The 18,636-nt window shown below is 70.4% G+C and carries 13 protein-coding genes; 5 read left to right on the top strand and 8 right to left on the bottom strand.

Annotated features, from left to right (window positions below):
- Window positions 1–89: 89 nt before the first annotated feature.
- Window positions 90–4,400: a GH92 family glycosyl hydrolase gene (locus OG738_RS34135; RefSeq protein WP_329047271.1), complete on the top strand. Its 4,311-nt coding sequence runs from the start codon at window positions 90–92 to the stop codon at window positions 4,398–4,400.
- Between the two features lie 74 nt (window positions 4,401–4,474).
- On the opposite strand, the gene OG738_RS34130 is transcribed toward OG738_RS34135, so the two are convergent.
- Entirely contained in the window at window positions 4,475–5,221 is a 747-nt protein-coding gene (locus OG738_RS34130) for an alpha/beta fold hydrolase (protein WP_329047270.1), read from the bottom strand.
- A 72-nt stretch (window positions 5,222–5,293) separates the two neighbouring features.
- Here OG738_RS34130 and OG738_RS34125 point away from each other — a divergent pair, with 72 nt between their 5' ends.
- Both OG738_RS34125 and OG738_RS34120 read left to right on the top strand, forming a co-directional pair.
- Window positions 5,294–8,416, top strand: coding sequence for a GH92 family glycosyl hydrolase (locus tag OG738_RS34125; protein WP_329047269.1), 3,123 nt, complete (start codon window positions 5,294–5,296; stop codon window positions 8,414–8,416).
- The gene (locus OG738_RS34120; protein WP_329047268.1) at window positions 8,413–10,497 is read left to right on the top strand and encodes an FUSC family protein; all 2,085 of its coding nucleotides are present in this window, start codon (window positions 8,413–8,415) and stop codon (window positions 10,495–10,497) included. The genes OG738_RS34125 and OG738_RS34120 overlap by 4 nt, the downstream gene beginning before the upstream one ends.
- 54 nt (window positions 10,498–10,551) lie before the next feature.
- On the opposite strand, the gene OG738_RS34115 is transcribed toward OG738_RS34120, so the two are convergent.
- A complete protein-coding gene (locus OG738_RS34115) occupies window positions 10,552–11,181 on the bottom strand; it encodes a DUF4360 domain-containing protein (protein ID WP_329047267.1) in 630 nt (209 codons plus the stop codon).
- Between the two features lie 456 nt (window positions 11,182–11,637).
- Here OG738_RS34115 and OG738_RS34110 point away from each other — a divergent pair, with 456 nt between their 5' ends.
- Window positions 11,638–12,618, top strand: a complete 981-nt coding sequence (locus OG738_RS34110; RefSeq protein ID WP_329047266.1) for a malate dehydrogenase — start codon at window positions 11,638–11,640, stop codon at window positions 12,616–12,618.
- Between the two features lie 52 nt (window positions 12,619–12,670).
- On the opposite strand, the gene OG738_RS34105 is transcribed toward OG738_RS34110, so the two are convergent.
- From OG738_RS34105 to OG738_RS34095, 3 genes are read right to left on the bottom strand one after another with little or no spacing between them, the layout of a single operon-like run.
- Window positions 12,671–13,252 (bottom strand): dihydrofolate reductase family protein, encoded by a 582-nt coding sequence (locus OG738_RS34105; RefSeq protein ID WP_329047265.1) that lies wholly within the window; start codon window positions 13,250–13,252, stop codon window positions 12,671–12,673.
- A complete protein-coding gene (locus tag OG738_RS34100; RefSeq protein WP_329047264.1) occupies window positions 13,249–13,719 on the bottom strand; it encodes an SRPBCC family protein in 471 nt (156 codons plus the stop codon). Before OG738_RS34100 ends, OG738_RS34105 begins: the two co-directional genes overlap by 4 nt.
- 2 nt (window positions 13,720–13,721) lie before the next feature.
- A complete protein-coding gene (locus OG738_RS34095) occupies window positions 13,722–14,063 on the bottom strand; it encodes an ArsR/SmtB family transcription factor (RefSeq protein WP_329047263.1) in 342 nt (113 codons plus the stop codon).
- A gap of 125 nt (window positions 14,064–14,188) precedes the next feature.
- Between OG738_RS34095 and OG738_RS34090 the strand changes: the two genes are divergently transcribed.
- Window positions 14,189–14,779 carry a ClpP family protease gene (locus tag OG738_RS34090; RefSeq protein ID WP_329047262.1) on the top strand — a complete coding sequence of 197 codons (591 nt, stop codon included), beginning with the start codon at window positions 14,189–14,191 and terminating at the stop codon, window positions 14,777–14,779.
- 108 nt (window positions 14,780–14,887) lie between these two features.
- Here OG738_RS34090 and OG738_RS34085 read toward each other — a convergent pair whose 3' ends face one another.
- From OG738_RS34085 to OG738_RS34075, 3 genes are all read right to left on the bottom strand, one after another.
- Window positions 14,888–16,942 carry a M3 family metallopeptidase gene (locus OG738_RS34085; RefSeq protein WP_329047261.1) on the bottom strand — a complete coding sequence of 685 codons (2,055 nt, stop codon included), beginning with the start codon at window positions 16,940–16,942 and terminating at the stop codon, window positions 14,888–14,890.
- 93 nt (window positions 16,943–17,035) lie between these two features.
- The gene (locus OG738_RS34080; protein WP_329047260.1) at window positions 17,036–17,743 is read right to left on the bottom strand and encodes a histidine phosphatase family protein; all 708 of its coding nucleotides are present in this window, start codon (window positions 17,741–17,743) and stop codon (window positions 17,036–17,038) included.
- Between the two features lie 50 nt (window positions 17,744–17,793).
- Window positions 17,794–18,636: an undecaprenyl-diphosphate phosphatase gene (locus OG738_RS34075; protein WP_329047259.1), complete on the bottom strand. Its 843-nt coding sequence runs from the start codon at window positions 18,634–18,636 to the stop codon at window positions 17,794–17,796.

Here is an 18,636-nt window from a genome sequence, read left to right as displayed (position 1 = left end):
CATCGATGTCACCCGCGCGTTTCGCTCTCTGGGCGCCGCCGGTCCCCGTCCGTCGGTCCCCCGTTCACCCTCCAGAGCTTGGAGCAACGATGCCCCGAAGCGCCAGACCGCCGGTCGCTTTCCTGGTGACCGCCGCCGTGGTCGCCGCCGGCCTGGTCGCCCTCCCCGCGGCCTCGTCCGCCGCCGAAGACGCCCTTCCGGCCGACTTCTCGTCCTCCTTCGAGCCCGGTGACGTCCAGCCGACGTGGACCGACACCGTCGACACCGACGCGGCGGGCAAGCCGCGCGCGTACGGCGTGAACGGCGCGAACGGCACCGCCATCCCGGGCGACATCCGCGGCAAGGTCACCGAGACCAGCGCCAGCAGCGAGAACACCGACGGCGGCGAGGTGGTGTCGAACCTCGTCGACGGCACCACGGACACGAAGTGGCTGTCCTGGGACCCGACGGCGTGGGCGCAGATCACGCTGTCGGAGCCGACGTCGATCACGCACTACGCGATCTCCTCGGCCAACGACTTCGACAACCGCGACCCCAAGGACTGGACGCTGCAGGGGTCCAACGACGCGAGCGCGTGGACGGACCTGGACAAGCAGGCCGACCAGGCGTTCACCGCGCGGTTCCAGCAGAAGGACTACAAGCTGGCCGCGCCGAGTGCGGCGTACAAGTACTACCGGCTCGACGTCACCCGCAACAACGGCGGCCCGATCCTGCAGATGTCGGAGCTGCTGCTGGCCAACGACGAACCGGCCCCGCCGCCGCTGCCGAACATGCGCAGCTTCGTCGACTCCGGCCCGACCAGCGGCTACACGAACAAGAACCGCGTCGGCTTCACCGGCATGAAGGCGTTCCGCTACTCCGGCAGCCAGACCGCGACCGGGCACGGCTGGTCGTACAACAAGATCTTCGACGTGAACATCCCGGTCGTGGACTCGACCGAGCTGTCGTACAAGGTGCAGCCGCAGTTCATCACCGGCGACCTGAAGTACCCCAGCACGAACGTCGCGATCGACCTGGCCTTCACCGACGGCACGTACCTGCGCAACCTCGGTGCGACCGACCAGTACGGCTTCCCGCTGACGCCGGAGGGCCAGGGCGCCTCGAAGGTGCTCTACGCCAACCAGTGGAACCTGGTGCGCTCGGCGATCGGGCAGGTCGCCAAGGGCAAGACGATCGACCGGATCCTGGTCGGCTACGACAACCCGAACGGCCCGGGTTCGCTGCAGGGCTGGCTGGACGACGTCAAGGTGTCGGCGACCCCGACCCCGCCGTCGAGCACCCGCCCGAGCGACAACGTGGTCACCACCCGCGGCACGATGGCCAACGGCACCTTCTCCCGGGGCAACAACTTCCCGGCCACCGCGGTGCCGCACGGGTTCAACTTCTGGACCCCGGTCACCGACGCCGGGTCGAGCAGCTGGCTCTACAACTACAGCACCCAGAACAACGCGCAGAACCTCCCGCAGCTGCAGGCGTTCAGCGTGAGCCACGAACCGAGCCCGTGGATGGGTGACCGCCAGGCGTTCCAGGTGATGCCGTCCGCGGCCGCCGGGGTGCCGGACGCCAACCGCGACGCGCGGGCGCTGCCGTTCAAGCACAGCGACGAGGTCGCGCGGGCGCACTACTACGGCGTGCAGTTCCAGAACGGGATCAAGACCGAGATCGCGCCGACCGACCACGCGGCGATGATGAAGTTCTCCTTCCCGGGCGCGGACTCGAGCCTGATCTTCGACAGCGTCAACAACTCGGCCGGGCTCACGCTCGACCCGGCCAACGGGACGCTCTCGGGCTACACCGAGACCAACGTGTACGCCGGTGCGGGCCGGATGTTCGTCTACGCGACGTTCGACAAGCCCGTCACCGCCGGCGGCAAGCTCACCGGGCAGGGCCGCGACAACGTCACCGGCTACCTCCGCTTCGACGCCGGCGCCGACAAGACCGTGAACATGCGGATCGCGACGTCGCTGATCAGCGTCGACCAGGCGAAGAAGAACCTCGCCCAGGAGATCGCCCCCGCCGCGACGTTCGACACCGTGCGCGACGCCGCGCAGAAGGCGTGGGACGACCAGCTCAAGGTGATCGAGGTCGAAGGCGCGTCGAAGGACCAGCTCACGACGCTCTACTCGAACCTGTACCGGCTGTTCCTCTACCCGAACTCCCAGTCCGAGAACACCGGCACCGCCGACAAGCCCGTCTACCAGTACGCGAGCCCCGTGTCGCCGAAGACCGGCACGGACACCGCGACCCAGACCGGGTCGAAGGTGGTCGACGGCCAGATGTACGTCAACAACGGCTTCTGGGACACCTACCGCACGACGTGGCCGGCGTATTCGCTGCTCACGCCGGACATGGCCGGGAAGATGGTCGACGGGTTCGTGCAGCAGTACCGCGACGGCGGCTGGATCGCGCGCTGGTCCTCGCCGGGCTACGCGGACCTGATGACGGGCACGAGCTCGGACGTCGCGTTCGCCGACGCTTACCTCAAGGGCGTGCGCAATTTCGACGTCAAGTCGGCCTACGACGCGGCGTTGAAGAACGCCACGGTCACGCCGCCGAACTCGGCGGTCGGCCGCAAGGGCCTGGACCAGGGCATCTTCCTCGGCTACACGCCCAACACCGCCAGCGAGGGCTTCTCGTGGGCGATCGAGGGCTACGTCAACGACTTCGGCATCGCCAACCTGTCGAAGAAGCTGGCCGACGAAGCGGCGCCGAACGACCCGCGCAAGGCGGAGTACCAGGAGAACTACGAGTACTTCACCAGCCGCGCCCAGCAGTACGTGAACCTGTTCGACCCGAGCGTCGGGTTCTTCCAGGGCAAGGACGCGAACGGCAAGTTCACCAAGACCAAGGACCAGTACGACCCGCGCTCGTGGGGCGGGGACTACACCGAGACCGACGGCTGGGGCATGGCGTTCACCGTGCCGCAGGACGGTCAGGGCCTGGCGAACCTCTACGGCGGCAAGGCCGGTCTAGCGAATAAGCTGGACCAGTTCTTCGCCGACCAGGAGACCGCCAACTTCCCGGGTTCCTACGGGGGCGTGATCCACGAGATGCGGGAGGCGCGGGACGTGCGGATGGGCCAGTACGGCCACTCCAACCAGCCGGCGCACCACCTGCTCTACATGTACGACTACGCGGGTCAGCCCTCGAAGACGCAGGCGAAGGTCCGTGAAGCGCTGTCGCGGCTCTACAACGGCAGCGAGATCGGCCAGGGCTACCCCGGCGACGAGGACAACGGCGAGATGTCGGCGTGGTACATCTTCAGCTCGCTGGGCTTCTACCCGCTGCAGATGGGCAGCCCGAACTACGCGATCGGGTCGCCGCTGTTCAAGAAGGCCACCATCCACCTGGCCGGCGGGAAGAACCTGGTGATCAACGCGCCGAAGAACAGCGCGAAGAACGTCTACGTCCAGGGCGTGAAGGTCAACGGCAAGGCGTACTCCTCGACGTCGCTGCCGCAGGACCTGATCGCGCGCGGCGGGGTCATCGACTTCGACATGGGCCCGAACCCCTCGAACTGGGGCACCGGCCCGAACGACGCGCCGAAGTCGATCACCACGGGTGACGCGGTACCGACGCCGCTGCACGACGAGACCGGTCCCGGCAAGGGCACGCTGTCCACTTCGGACGGCTCCAACGCCGCGGCGCTGATCGACAACACCTCGCGCACCCAGGCCGCCGTCACCGGCGCCCTGCAGTACCAGCTGAACAACACCGACGAAGCCGTCACGCACTACACGCTGACGTCCCAGACCGGTGCGGGCGACCCGAAGAGCTGGACGCTGAAGGGCTCCTACGACGGCAAGACCTGGGCGGTGGCCGACCAGCAGACGAACCAGGCGTTCAGCTGGCGGCAGCAGACCCGCGCGTTCAAGGTCGCCAACCCGGCGCACTACGCCTACTACAAGCTCGAAGTCACCGCGACCAGCACCGGCGCCCCGGCGCAGCTGGCCGAGTTCGAGCTGCTGGGCAAGCCGGACGCCTCCTGCACGAAGACGATCACGGGCGCGTCGTCCGGGCCGCTTTCGGTCACGTCCGGCACGGTGTGCCTGCAGGACGCGACGGTCTCGGGCCCGGTGACCGTGGGCGCCGGCGCGTCGCTGGTGGTGCGCGGCGGCGAGATCAAGGGCCCGCTCGCCGCGACGGGCGCCGCTCAGGTCGTGCTCAACCGCACGAAGGTGGACGCCCCGGTGGCGATCACCGGGGCGTCCGGCCAGGTGTCGATCGAGCTGACCCAGGTGGGCGGCCCGGTCGCGCTGACCGCCAACCACGGGCCGGTGCTGACGTCGAGCACGATCGGCGGCCCGCTGGCCTGCGCGCTGAACTCGCCGGTCCCGACGGACTACGACCTGCCGAACACCGTCCGCGGCCCGGCCGCCGGACAGTGCGCGAAGATCTAGTCCCCGGTTCAGCGGAGGCCCTCCTCGCCGGTTCGGCGGGGAGGGCCTCTCCGCGTCGACGATCTGCCGCCCGCTCAGAGGCGGTGCAGCCTCGCCAGGGTCGTGCACAACGCCGGTGCGAACGCCTCCGCGTCGGACTCGAAGCCCTGGTGGCCCCCCGGGAACCGGGCGTACCGGCACGCCAGGTGCTCCGCCTGGATCCGGGCCGACTGCTCCAGGCACGTGTCGCGGCTCGCTTCGCCGGCGGCCGTCACCACCGGGATGCCCGTGCGGCGGACCGCGTCGAGGTCCGGGGTGTGCAGGACCACCGCCGGGAACTCGCGGGCCAGGAACAGCTCCGCGGCCGCGGCGTCCGGGAAGTCGGCCCGGGCCAGACCGGCCAGTTCGAGCGCCGCGTCGAGCCCCGCGTGCTCGTGGGTGGCCCGGACCTGGCGGGCCAGGGTCAGCCACTTCGGCGCGTCCGGCAGCAGCGTGATCGCCGGCGCTTCGTGGACCACCAGCTCGGTCACCGCGTCCGGGACCTGCGCGGCGAGCTCGAACGCCACCGAGCCGCCCGCGCCCTGGCCGAACACCGCGGCGCGGGGCGCGACCGCGCGGATGACGGCGGCCGCGTCGCGGGCCTGCTGGCCCATGTCGAAGTCGGTGCCCGGGCCGCGCCGGTCGTAGGTGAGCACCGTGTAGGTGCCGGCGAGGCGCCGGGCGAGCCCGGCGTACCGGTCGCGGTAGCCGCCGCGGCCGGCGATCAGCAGCAGGAGCGGGCCGTCGCCCCGCAGCTCGTAACGCAGCTCGGCACCTTCGTGCCGGACGGTGTGCGTGCTCACTCCACCCTCCCCCCACCGGGACCTCCCCCGCGTCGAGCACACGCTACGCCGTTCGGCCGATACGGTGGGCGCATGCCCGACGCCGTGTTCTCCTCTTCCTTCGAAACCGGTGACCCGCGGCCCGCGGACCCCGCGCTGACCGTCGACAGCGGGCCGGACCGCTCCCCCACGGCCAAGACCGGCGTCGGCTTCACCGGGGTCAGGGCCCTGCGCTACGGCGCCCGCCCGCGCAGCGTCCTGTTCGCACTCGACGTGCCCGTCACCGGGCACACCGAGCTGTCCTATGTGGTCTTCCCGCGGTCCGACGGCGAGATCCCCGCCTACCACGCCACCCGGGTGAGCCTCGACGTCGAGTTCGCCGACGGCACCTCGGCCGGGTTCGCGCCGGTGGACGACAAGACGCTGTGGGTCGACCAGTGGAACCTCGTCCGCCGTCCGCTGGGAGCGTTCGCGGGGCGCCGGATCAGCCGGATCGTGCTGCGCACCGACGCACCCGGCGAGATCACCGGCTGGCTCGACGACGTCCGCGTCGCCGAACGCCCCGAGCCGCCGCGCGACCCGGTCGACTGCGTCCGCACGACCCGCGGCACGCACTCCAGCGGCGACTTCTCCCGCGGCAACACCTTCCCGGCGACCGCGGTGCCGCACGGGTTCAACTTCTGGACCCCGGTCACCGACGCTCGCGTCACCAACTGGATCTACTCCTACCACCGCCACAACGACGAGCAGAACCGCCCGGCGCTGCAGGCCCTGGCCTTGAGCCACCAGCCGAGCCCGTGGATGGGCGACCGGCACACCTTCCACGTCATGCCCGGCACCGGCCCGGTCGAACGCGACCGCCGCAAGCGCGCACTGGCCTTCTCCCACGACGACGAGACCGACTCGCCGCACCACTACGGCGTCCGGTTCGCCAACGGCATGACCGCCGACCTCGCGCCGACGTCCCACGCCGCGATCCTGCGGTTCACCTTCCCGGACAAGCACGGCTGGCTGCTGTTCGACAACGTCCGCGACCGCGGCCGCCTGCGCCTGAACGCCGACACCGGCGTGATCAGCGGCTACACGCGGGTCCGCAGCCGCCTGTCCGCCGGCGCGCGCCGGATGTTCGTCTACGGCGTCACGGACGCCCCGGCGACGCGCGGCGCCAAGGTCCGCGTGCCACCGTGGCGGCGGGTGTCGGGCTACTTCGAGTTCGACGGCCCCGACGTGACCCTGCGGATCGCGACGTCGCTGATCAGCCTGGCGCAGGCCAAGCGCAACCTCGAGCTGGAGATCCCGGCCGGGACGACGTTCGAGCAGGTCCGCGACCAGGCCCGCGAGCTGTGGCGAGAGCAGCTCGGCCGCGTCGAGGTCGAAGGCGCCACCGAGGACCAGCGCACCACCCTGTACTCCAACCTCTACCGGCTGTTCCTCTACCCGAACGCCGCCCACGAGAACACCCCGAAAGGCATCCGGCACGCCAGCCCGGTGGTGCGCCGCCGGTGGCCGAGCACCCGGCGGCGCACCGGCGCGAAAGTCGTCGACGGCGAGCTGTACGTCAACAACGGCTTCTGGGACACCTACCGCACCACCTGGCCCGCGTACGCGCTGCTCACCCCCGAGCACTGCGGCCGGATGGTCGACGGGTTCGTCCAGCAGTACCGCGAAGGCGGCTGGATCGCCCGCTGGTCCTCGCCGGGCTACGCGGACCTGATGACCGGCACCAGCTCCGACGTGGCCTTCGCCGACGCCTACCTCAAGGGCATCCGGAACTTCGACGTCGAGGCCGCCTACGACGCCGCACTGAAGAACGCCACCGTCACCTCGCCACACCGCTCGGTCGGGCGCAAGGGCCTCGACCAGTCGATCTTCCTCGGCTACACCCCGGTGTCCGTCCACGAAGGACTGTCCTGGGCACTCGAGGGCTGCATCAACGACTTCGGCCTCGCGAACCTGTCCGAGGCGCTTTCCCGGGAAAGCGACGGGCCCCGGGCACGGATGTACGCGGACTACGCCGCCTACTTCCGCGAGCGCGCGAAGCACTACGTCCACCACTTCGACCCCGAGATCGGCTTCTTCCAGGGCCGCCACCGCGACGGCCGCCGCAAGTTCGGTCCGGAGGGCTACGACCCGGCCGCGTGGGGCGGCGACTTCGTCGAGACCAACGCGTGGAACACGGCGTTCACCGCACCCCACGACGGCCCTGGCCTCGCCGCGCTGCACGGCGGCCACGCCGGCCTCGAAGCGAAGCTCGACGAGTTCTTCGCGACCCCGGAGACCGGGCAGCGTCCCGGCGCGTACGGCGGACTGATCCACGAGATGACCGAGGCCCGCGACGTCCGCATGGGCCAGTACGGCCACTCCAACCAGCCCTCGCACCACATCCCGTACGTCTACCACCTCGCCGGCGCGCCCGCGAAGGCCCAGCGCGTCGTGCGCGAAGTGCTGCGACGGCTCTACCTGGGCAGCGAGATCGGCCAGGGCTACCCCGGCGACGAGGACAACGGCGAGATGTCCGCGTGGTGGGTGTTCAGCGCCCTCGGGTTCTACCCGCTGGCCGTGGGCAGCCCGCGCTACGCGATCGGCTCGCCGCTGTTCGAGAAGGCGACCGTGCACCTGGGCGACGGCAGGACGCTGGTCGTCCGCGCGCCCGGCAACACCGACGAGACCGTCTACGTCCGCGGCCTGACCGTCGACGGCGAACCGCACGACGCCACGACCATCGCCCACGCCACCCTCGCCGGCGGCGCCGAACTCGTCTTCGACCTCGCCACCGAACCGACCGAATGGGGTGCCCCGCCGCCCCCCGCCGAACACCCGGACCCGATCTCCGACCTCACCGGCACCGCCACCAGCGAGGACGCCAAGAACCTCGGCGCGCTCTTCGACGACACCACCCGCACCCAGGTCACCTTCCGGAGCGCCACGCCGTCGGTCGAGTTCACCGTCACCGGCGAACCCCGCGAGGTCACGCTGTACACGCTCACCTCCGGCACCCGCCGCGGCGACCCCAGCGCGTGGATCCTCGAAGGCTCCGACGACGGCGAGCACTGGACCACCCTGGACGAACGCCACGACCAGCTGTTCCGCTGGCGCCGCCAGACCCGGCCCTTCGCACTCGCCACCCCGGCCGCCCACCCGCACTACCGGCTGCGCATCACCGCCGCCCGCGGCCGCCGCACCACCCTCGCCCAGTGGGAGCTGCTCGCCCGATGAACCACTTCCGCACCGCCGCCCTCGACCGGCTGGTGGCGGCCGACCCCGGCCTCGTCCGGCTGCGGCTGGCCGGGTCCGCCGTCCTCGGCATCGTCCTCGCCGTGGCCGCGCTGCTGCCCACCCACGTCCCGCTCACCGTGATGCTGGTCGGCGCCATCGCCGCGATGATGACGGCGTTCACCGTCAACGACCCGACGCCCCGCGCCCAGGCCGGCACGCTCGTGCTGGCGCTCCTCGCCGGGGCCGCGTCCATCACCGTCGCCAGCCTCGGCTCGGCCCTGCCACCGCTCGACAGCGTCGTGTTCGTCCTGCTGATCTTCGTCGCGGTCTACGCCCAGCGCTTCGGCCCGCGCGGCACCGCGCTGGGCTCGATCGGCTTCTTCCTGTTCTTCTTCCCGATGTTCCTGCAGGCCCACCTCGCGCAGGTCCCGCACCTGCTGATGGCACTCGCCGTCGGCGTGCTCGCCAACGCCGTCGTCCGGTTCGTGCTGCTGCGCCACAACCCCGAGGCCGAGTTCCTCCGCGTGCGCCGCGCCTTCCGGGCGCGCCTGGCCGCCGTCGTCCGCGCCACCGAGGCCCACCTCGCGGTCAACGGCAGCGAACGCACCCGCAAGCAGCTGCGACGCGCGCTGGCCCGGCTCCACGAGTGCGTCCTGCTCATCGAGGACGCCGCTCCCGACGTCGTCGACGCCCGCGCCGCCGACCGCCTGCGCCGCCGCGCCATCGAGGTCGAGCTGGCCGTCCAGTGGCTGGCCAGCACCGTCCAGCGCACCTGCTCCGACGAGCTCGCCCCCGACGTCCGCGACGACCTCATCGCCCGGCTCGCCCGCTTCCGCGCCCTCATGGAACGCGACCCGCGCGAGCTCCCGCTGATCAGCCAGACCGGCGAGTACAGCCGCATGCTCGTCGAGGGCAGCCGCATCGACGAACACGCGGCCCCCGGCGACGGCGTCCGCAGGGCCCTCGCCGAGCTGGCCCTGGCCGACGACCGCGCCCAGCGCGCCGCCGACCCCGAGTCCGCCCCGGACCCCCTCGACGATGACGACGACGAGCCGACCCCCGCGTTCGCCTACGACAACCGCACCCGCAGCGCCATCCAGGCCGTCGTCGGCGGCGGGCTGGCCGTGCTCGGCGGCGAGCTGGTCTCCCACCAGCGCTGGTACTGGGCCGTGCTCACGGTCTTCGTCGTGTTCATCGGCGCCTCCAGCGCCGGCGCCACCTTCGTCAAGGGCGTCCGCCGCCTCGGCGGCACCCTCATCGGCATCGTCGGCGGCGTCCTGCTCGCCGTCGGCGTCGGCGGCAACACCCCGGCCACCCTCGCGCTGATCCTGGTGTGCGTCTTCGGGATGGTCTACACCGCGCGCGTCTCCCAGGTCGTGATGGCCTTCTTCATCACCAGCATGCTCGGCCTGCTCTACAGCCTGCTCGGCACGTTCAGCCTCGCGGTGCTCTGGATCCGCGTCGCCGAAACCGCGGTCGGTGCCGCCGCGGGCATCCTCGCCGCCGTCGTCATCGTCCCGGTCCGCACCCGCTCGGTCATGCTCGACGACATCACCGCCGTGCTCGACGAGCTGGCGGAGTTCCTCGAGCACGCCCGCGACCTGCTCACCGGCGAGGAGAACGTCAACGTCATCGAACTCTCCCGAGACCTCGACCGCGCCGTCGAACAGGTCCGCACCACCATCGAACCGCTGACCCACCCGGTCAACCTGCGCAGCGCCCGCCGCGACTACGGCTGGCACGTCCTGACCACGCTGGAGACCATCGCCTTCCGCGCCCGCCACGTCGCCGCCCGCGCCCAGCCGGGCATGCTCGCCGGCCCCGCCGCCGACCGCCTGCGCCAGTTCACCGGCCGGCTGCTGGCCAACATCGACACCCTCCGCGCCGCACTCGACGCGCCGGGTGGCCCCACACCCGGCACGCTCGTGCGCGACGACGGCACCCCGGTCTCCGACCGCGTCGAGCAGGCCGAAACCCGGGCCGTCCTCTCCAGCCTCAGCCACCTCGACGAAGCGCTCATCTCCCTCGGCCGCGTCTTCGACGTCCAGGCCACCGATCCCCGCGCCCCCGCGAAGAAGTGACCGCCGGGGCGGCGCAGTGCCAAGCCGCGCCGCCCCGTTCCCACGGTGCTCCGATCAGGGACAGGTCAGCCACGCGAAGTGGTACGTCGTGGTGATGCTGCCGTCGGTCGAGTCCATCGTCACGTAGCTCGTCGTCTTCTTCGGATCCGACGTCCCGGCCGCGGCCCGCAATTCCGTGTTGATGTTCAGATTGCGTTCCTCACCGCACGGCTTGAACGCGATCGCCCCCACCTCCGTCGAATCGGTGAAATGCCAGTCGTCTTCGAACGCACCGGCCAGCGGATGCTGGACGTAGGCCGTCGGCGAATTACCCTGGAAATAGTAGTTCGCTCTTTCCAGGCCCGTCGCACCACGTTCCAGGTGCGCGAATCCCCGGTAGTCGGCCTGCGCGATTCCGTAGGTGAAGCCCTGCGGCACGTGCACGCGCAGGCCGATCTGGCAGTTCTTCCTGGCGTCCAGCGGCCCGGCGCCCACCCCCACCAACGCCGTGTAGGTGCTGTAGGTCACGGTGAACGCCGTGTTGTCCTGCGAGACCGCGACCGCGGCCGTGTTGGCCGGACAGCCGGTGCCGTTGACGTTCACGACGTCGATGACGATTTTGTCGGGCGGCGGAGGAGTGTTCCACGAATGCGGGGTGACCACAGAGGACAGCGCCATTACGGCAGCAACGACCGCAGACAGCATCGGAATCCTTCCCAATACATTCGAATTGGGGACGGGGGCGCCGACCATGGTAGCGAATGGATCATGGTCCGAAACCCCGCTGAACGGAGCAACACGCAGTAGCCGTCCCGCCACGCGGTATACCGATAATTCTGGTCCGACATTCCCGCGAAAGCGAAGAAATTCGACCGGAAAACGATTTCGCACCGCCGGACCGCCGTCCGCCGTCCGCGATCACCCCGCGACGTCCGGGCTTGATCGTTTCACTCCGCCGGCAGCAGGCCGCCACGACGACGCCCGCCGGCTCCTCGGTCACGTTCCCCTCCCGCTCGGTCGCGCACACGATCGCGTGGTTCAGCTCGACGCTCATCGCCTTGATCGATCACGCGAGAGTGACTGGACGCACCCGACCGGCGACCGCGAGGAGGGATAGGCTCCCAAGCACTAGCCAAAGTCGTCTCAAGCTGGAGTACCGCAATGACCCAAGCCCCTGTCAACGTGACCGTCACCGGCGCCGCCGGCCAGATCGGCTACGCGCTGCTCTTCCGCATCGCGTCCGGTCAGCTCCTCGGCCAGGACGTCCCGGTGAAGCTGCGGCTCCTCGAGATCCCGCAGGCGGTCAAGGCGGCCGAGGGCACCGCCATGGAGCTCGAGGACGGCGCGTTCCCGCTCCTGGCCGGCACCGACATCTTCGACGACCCCAAGCAGGCCTTCGAAGGCACCAACATCGCCCTCCTCGTCGGCGCCCGCCCCCGCAGCAAGGGCATGGAACGCGGCGACCTCCTCGAGGCCAACGGCGGCATCTTCAAGCCCCAGGGCGAAGCCATCAACGCCGGCGCCGCCGACGACGTCAAGGTCCTCGTGGTCGGCAACCCCGCCAACACCAACGCCCTCATCGCCCGCTCGCACGCCCCCGACGTGCCCGCCGACCGCTTCACCGCGATGACCCGCCTCGACCACAACCGCGCCCTCGCCCAGCTCTCCAAGAAGCTCGGCGTGCCGGTCACCGAGCTCAAGAAACTCGCCATCTGGGGCAACCACTCCGCCACCCAGTACCCGTCGGTCCAGCACGCCGAGGTCGCCGGCAAGCCCGTCGACCTCGACCAGGCCTGGCTCGAGAGCGACTTCATCCCCACCGTCGCCAAGCGCGGCGCGGCGATCATCGAAGCCCGCGGCCTCTCCTCCGCCGCATCGGCCGCGTCGGCCGCCATCGACCACGTCTACACCTGGGTCAACGGCACCCCGGCCGGCGACTGGACCTCCGCCGCGGTCGTCTCCGACGGCTCCTACGGCGTCCCCGAGGGCATCATCTCGTCCTTCCCGGTCACCGCGAAGAACGGCAAGTACGAGATCGTCCAGGGCCTCGAGATCGACGACTTCTCGCGCGCCCGCATCGACGCCTCCGTCGCCGAGCTCGTCGAGGAGCGCGACACCGTGCAGAAGCTCGGCCTCATCTGAGTCCGAGCCACGAAGGGGTCACCGTCCACCCAGGACGGTGACCCCTTCTTCGTCAACTGGTCTTCAGCGGCCCGACGACCCTGTAGGTGCTGAGGAGGACGCCGGACGGCGTCGGCGTCGTCCCGGCGAACTCGAACGACTGCCCCGGGGTCCCCTCCCCGAAGAGCCGCTTGCCCGTCCCCACCAGCACCGGGTAGACGACCAGCACGACCTCGTCCGCGAGCCCGTGTTCGAGCAGCACCGACGTCAACGTGGAGCTGCCCGAGACGACGAGCCCCGGACCGTCCTCCGCCTTGATGCGCCGGACGCCCTCGACCAGGTCCGGCCCGACACCTTCCACGGGCCCCCAGCCCAAGCCCGCAGGGCGATGGGTGACGACGTACTTCTTCGCCGCGTTCAGGCGGTCCGCCATCGAGTTGCCCGTCACCGTCGGCCAGAACCCCGCGAAGATGTCGTAGGTGCGCCGGCCCAGCAGCAGGTCGAACCGGTCACCGTGCGCGGCCAGCATCATCTCCGCACCGGCCGGGGTCCGGTACGGCCCGGTCCAGTCGCTGTACGGAAACCCGTCCCCGTCGGCGGAGTTCTGGATCACGCCGTCGAGCGACACGTGCTCGATGATCTTGAGCGCTCTCATCCGGCCAGCACCTCGTCCAGTTGGGGCAGCGCGGCGCGCAGGCCCGCTTCCATGCCCGGGGTCGTCCGTGCCATGGCTTCACCACTCGAAAACCGGGTGACACTGGTCATCCGCGACCCCGTCGGCGTCGCCTCGAAGGCGAACGCCATCGACATCGGCAGGTCCTCGTCGTCGGCGTTGTCCTCACCGTCGTCCGCCGCGAACGAGTCGATCGGATCCACGGCCGTGAACTTCCAGGCGCCACTCCACTTCTCCCCGTCCGGCCCGGTCAGGAAGTACTCCGCCCGGCCACCGACCCGGAAGTCGTGGTGCGTGAACGTCGCGGGCGCCGACGGCGGCCCCCAGAACCGCTCCAGCTGCCGCGGATCGGCCCAGGCCTCCCACAGGCGTTCCTGCGAAACCGGGAAGTCGGCCACCAGCGTCAGGGTGAGCGCTTCCGGATCCTTGGTCACCGAGGTGACGGGCATCGTCAGTCTTCTTTCTCTTGCAGGAGGTCGTCGAGCTGCGCCACTCGCCGGCGCCAAACGGACTCGTAGAAGTCGAGGAGTTCACCGGCCCGCCGCAGCCGCGCCCGGTCGGCCGCCACCCGCTGTTCGCGGCCGTTCGCTCGCTTCCGGACGAGACCCGCCCGCTCGAGCACCGCGACGTGCTTCTGCACGGCAGCGAAGCTCATCTCGTAGTGCGCGGCCAGCTCGGACACCGACGGTGTTTCCGTGATCGACCGCGCCAGGATGTCGCGGCGCGTGCCGTCGGCCAAGGCGCGGAAGAGCTGGTTGAGCGACTCCTCACGCTCTGCCCGAAGTACAACCATGTGGTTGTACGTTAGCGGCCGAAGGTCACCCTGGCAAGACCCGGCTCACTCCGCTCCCGGCGAACACCGCACGCTCACAGCGAAACCACCACCGGACGCTCCCTCCCGCGCCCTACCGTCGGCCCATGACCACTTTCGCCGTACCCGACATGCAGGCACCGAGCACCGCACCCGAAGACTCGGTCTACCAACAGCTCCTGCGCGACCGCATCGTCTTCCTCGGCTCCGAGGTCAACGACGAGGTGGCCAACCGGCTCATCGCCCAGCTCCTCCTGCTCGCCGCCGACGACCCGGCGAAGGACATCACCTTCTACATCAACTCACCGGGCGGCTCCGTCACCGCAGGCATGGCCATCTACGACACCATGCAGCTCGTCAAACCGGACGTCGCCACCTACGGCCTCGGCTTCGTCGCCTCCATGGGCCAGTTCCTGCTCACCTCCGGCACCCCCGGAAAGCGCTACCTGCTGCCCAACACCCGCATCGTCATGCACCAGCCCTCGGCCGGGATCAGCGGCGCCGCCACCGACATCGCCATCCAGGCCCAGGTCTTCGGCAAGATGAAGCGCCGCATCGCGGAGATCACCGCCCGCCAGACCGGCCAGAGCGTCGAACGGATCACCACCGACGCCGACCGCGACCGCTGGTTCGACGCCGAGGAAGCCCTGTCCTACGGCTTCGTCGACCACATCGTCGCCGGCGGCCAGACCACCTGACGCGCGGGTCTCCCCTTTCAGTGCGGTTTTTAGGGCAAGGAAGGCAAGACCGCGGGGCTGGTTTCTTGAAGCCAGCCCCGCGGTCTAGGTCGTTATACAGTTGAAGAGTCAGACTCCGTTGAGGCCTCGGCGTGCGAGCAGCGGGTCGATCTCGGGGTCGCGGCCGCGGAAGGCCCGGAAGGCGTCCATCGGGTCGATGCTTCCTCCTCGGCCTAGGAGGGTGCGGCGGAAGTGGTCGCCGTTCTCGCGGGTCAGTCCCCCGCTCTCGCGGAACCATTGGACGGTGTCGGCGTCGAGGACCTCGCTCCAGATGTACGAGTAGTACCCGGCGCTGTAGCCGCCGCTGAAGACGTGGGCGAAGTACGTCGTGCGGTAGCGCGGCGGGATCGCTTCGACGGCGACACCGGCCTTGACGAGCGCGTCGGTCTCGAAGCGCTGGACGTCGTCCACGCGGTCGTCGACGCCGAGGCGGTGCCAGGCCTGGTCGAGCAGGGAGGCGGCCAGGTACTCGGTGGTGGCGAAGCCTTCGCCGTACTGCTGGGCGGCGAGGAGCTTGTCGACCTGCTCCTGGGGCAGCGCCTCGCCCGTCTCGTGGTGCTTGGCGTAGTTGGCCAGGACCTCCGGCCACAGCATCCACATCTCGTTGACCTGGGACGGGTATTCGACGAAGTCGCGGGGCACGTTGGTGCCGGAGAACGTCGGGTAGCGGACCGCCGAGACCAGCGCGTGCAGGGCGTGGCCGAACTCGTGGAACGCCGTGACGACCTCGTCGAAGGTGAGCAGGGTCGGCTCCCCCGCCGGCGGCCTGCCGACGTTGAGCACGTTGACCACGACCGTCTTGCGGTCCAGCAGCTCCGACTGGTCGACGAAGGTGTTCATCCACGCGCCGCCGCGCTTGGCGTCGCGGGTGTAGAGGTCGAGCAGGTACAGGCCGAGCGGCGTGCCGTCGGCGTCGAAGACCTCGAAGGTCCGGACCTCCGGGTGGTACTTCGGGAGGTCGGTCCGCTCGGTGAAGGTGAGCCCGTAGAGCTTGGTGGCGGCGAAGAAGACGCCGTCGAGGTACACGCGGTCGGCTTCGAAGTACGGGCGCAGGGCCTCGGTGTCGACGTCGAAGCGCTCGCGGCGGACCTGGGCGGCGTAGTACGGCCAGTCCGACGGGCGCAGGGCCGCGCCGGGAACGTCCGCTTCGAGCAGCTGCTGCAGTTCCGCGGCTTCGGTGCGGGCGTTGGTGACCGCGGCGGGTGCCAGGCGCTCGAGCAGCCCGGCGGCGGCCTCCGCCGTCTTCGCCGTCTCGTCGGCGATGACGTACGCCGCGTGGTTCGGGTAGCCGAGCAGCGCGGCCCGTTCGGCCCGCAGGCGGGTGATCTCGGCGACGAGGGCGTTGTTGTCGAAGTCGTTGCCGCGGTTGCCCCGCGCCATCGACGCGGTGTGGATCCGCGCGCGGACGTCGCGGTCGCGCAGCGTCTCCAGCGGCGACGCCTGGCTCGTCGGCAGGGTCAGCGGGATGACGTACTTGCCGTCCTCGCCACGGGCGGCCGCCGCTTCGGCCGCGGTGGCGATCGCGCCGTCGCCGAAGCCGGCCAGCTCGGCTCGGTCCTCGATCACCACGGCCAGGTCGTTGGTGTCCTTGAGCAGGTTCTGCTGGAACTTCGTCTGCAGCGTGGACAGCTGCCCGTTCAGCTCCCGCAGGCGGGCCTGCTCCGCCTCGCCGAGCCCGGCGCCCGCGCGGCTGAAGTCGAGGTGCCGCCGTTCCAGCAACCGCCGCGACTCCTCGTCCAGGCCGAGCTCTTCGCGCTTCGCGTGCAGGGCGTCGATGCGGGCGAACAGCTTCGGGTTCAGGTGGATGGCGTCGTGGTGGGCGGCCAGCTTCGGCGCGAACTCTGCCTGGATGGCCTGGATCTCGTCGGTGCTGTTGGAGCCGGACAGGTTGTAGAACACGCTCGCCACGCGGCCCAGCAGCTCGCCGGCGCGCTCGAGGGCCACGATGGTGTTTTCGAACGTCGGCTCGGCGTCCTGCGCCGCGATCTGCTCGATCTCCGCCGCGTGCTCGGCCAGGCCCGCCTCGAACGCGGGCCGGTAGTGCTCGTCGGCGATCCGGTCGAAGGGCGGCAGGGCGTAGGGCAGCTCGCTGGGTGCGGCGAACGGGTTGTCCGGCGAAATCATCGGGGCAGGCTCCTGGTCGGGTGCAACACTCGGTCCCGCCACCCTACGTGGTCCACCGGTGCCGATGTCAGCGCTTTCCGGAGGTGGCCAGGGTCACCGTCCGGTGGTACCGCCCACGACGGCGTCACTGCTCCTGGCGGCCTTCTTGCCGCGTTTCGGCTTGGGTTCCGGGGGCACGATCCCGCGGAGATCGCCGCCGTGGTCGTTGACGCGCATGACGAACGGCCGCGTCTCGGTGTAGCGCACGACCGAGATCGACGCGGGATCGACGACGATCCGCTGGAACGCGTCGAGGTGCTGGCCGAGCGCGTCGGCGAGGATGGACTTGATCACGTCGCCGTGGCTGCACAGCAGCCAGACGGCGTGGTCGCCGTGCTCGGCGGCGATCCGCCGGTCGTGCGCGCGGACGGCGGCCACCGACCGCGCCTGCATCGCCGCGAGCCCTTCGCCGCCGGGGAACACCGCAGCCGAGGCGTGCGCCTGCACGACCCGCCAGAGCGGCTCCTTCGCGAGGTGCTTGAGCTCCTTGCCGGTCCAGTCGCCGTAGTCCACTTCGGACAGCCCGGGCTCGACGACCTTCTCCAGGCTCCGGGCGGCCGCGAGGGGGCCGACGGTCTGCTTGCACCGCAGCATCGGCGAGACGACGAGCCCCGAGAGGGGCACGCCGTCCAGCCGGTCGACCAGCTTCTCCGCCTGGGCGCGGCCGGTGTCGTCGAGGTTGACCTTCGGGGAACGCCCGGCCAGGACGCCGGAGCCGTTGGCCGTCGACTTGCCGTGCCTGAGCAGAATGACCGTACTCACGGCCCCCACCCTACGTGGGGACCGATCATGCGGTCCCCACGTAGGGTGGATCAGTGGCCGACCGGGCCCGCGTTCGGGTCGAGCGCGCCGGTGAAGATCAGCACGAACAGCAGCACGCCGAGGACCAGCCGGTAGATCACGAACGGGACGAAGCTGCGCTTCTTGATGTAGGCCATCAGCCAGGCGATCACCGCGTAGCCGACGCCGAAGGCGACCAGCGTCGCCAGGATCGTCGGGCCCCACTGGGCCGGCACGCCGCCCGAGCCGATGTCCTTGAGCTTGTACACGCCCGAACCGAACACCGCCGGCAGGGCCAGCAGGAACGAGTACTCGGCGGCCTCGGCGCGGGTGTAGCCCAGCAGCAGGCCCGCGCTGGTCGTGCCGCCGGAACGGGAGACGCCCGGGATCAGCGCCAGCGCCTGGGCGAAGCCGAAGCCGAGGCCGTGCGGCACCGTCAGGTGGTCCAGCGTCCGCTCCTGCTTCCCGGTCCGGTCGGCGTAGAGCAGGATCAGGCCGAACACGATGAGCACGGTGGCGGTGATCCGCAGGTCGCGGAACGCGCTGTCGATCTGGTCCTGCAGCAGCAGGCCGAGCACCACGATCGGCAGCGAGCCGACGATGATCAGCCAGCCGAGCCGGGCGTCCGGGTCCTGGCGCCACTCCCGCTTGTACAGCGAGAAGAACCAGGCCTGGAGGATCTTCCCGATCTTCTTCCCGAAGTAGATGATCACCGCGAGCTCGGTGCCGATCTGGGTGACGGCGGTGAACGCCGCGCCCGGGTCGTCCCAGCCGACGAGCGCCGCGACGATCCGCAGGTGCGCGCTCGAGGAGATCGGGAGGAACTCCGTCAGGCCCTGGACCAGGCCCAGGACGAGTGCTTCGAACCAGCCCAC

Origin of the sequence: Amycolatopsis sp. NBC_01488, from assembly GCF_036227105.1 — a bacterium.
Taxonomy (GTDB): Bacteria; Actinomycetota; Actinomycetes; order Mycobacteriales; family Pseudonocardiaceae; genus Amycolatopsis.
The sequence above is the reverse complement of the archived record's forward strand: the minus strand, read 5'-3'. Positions and strand labels throughout refer to the sequence as shown.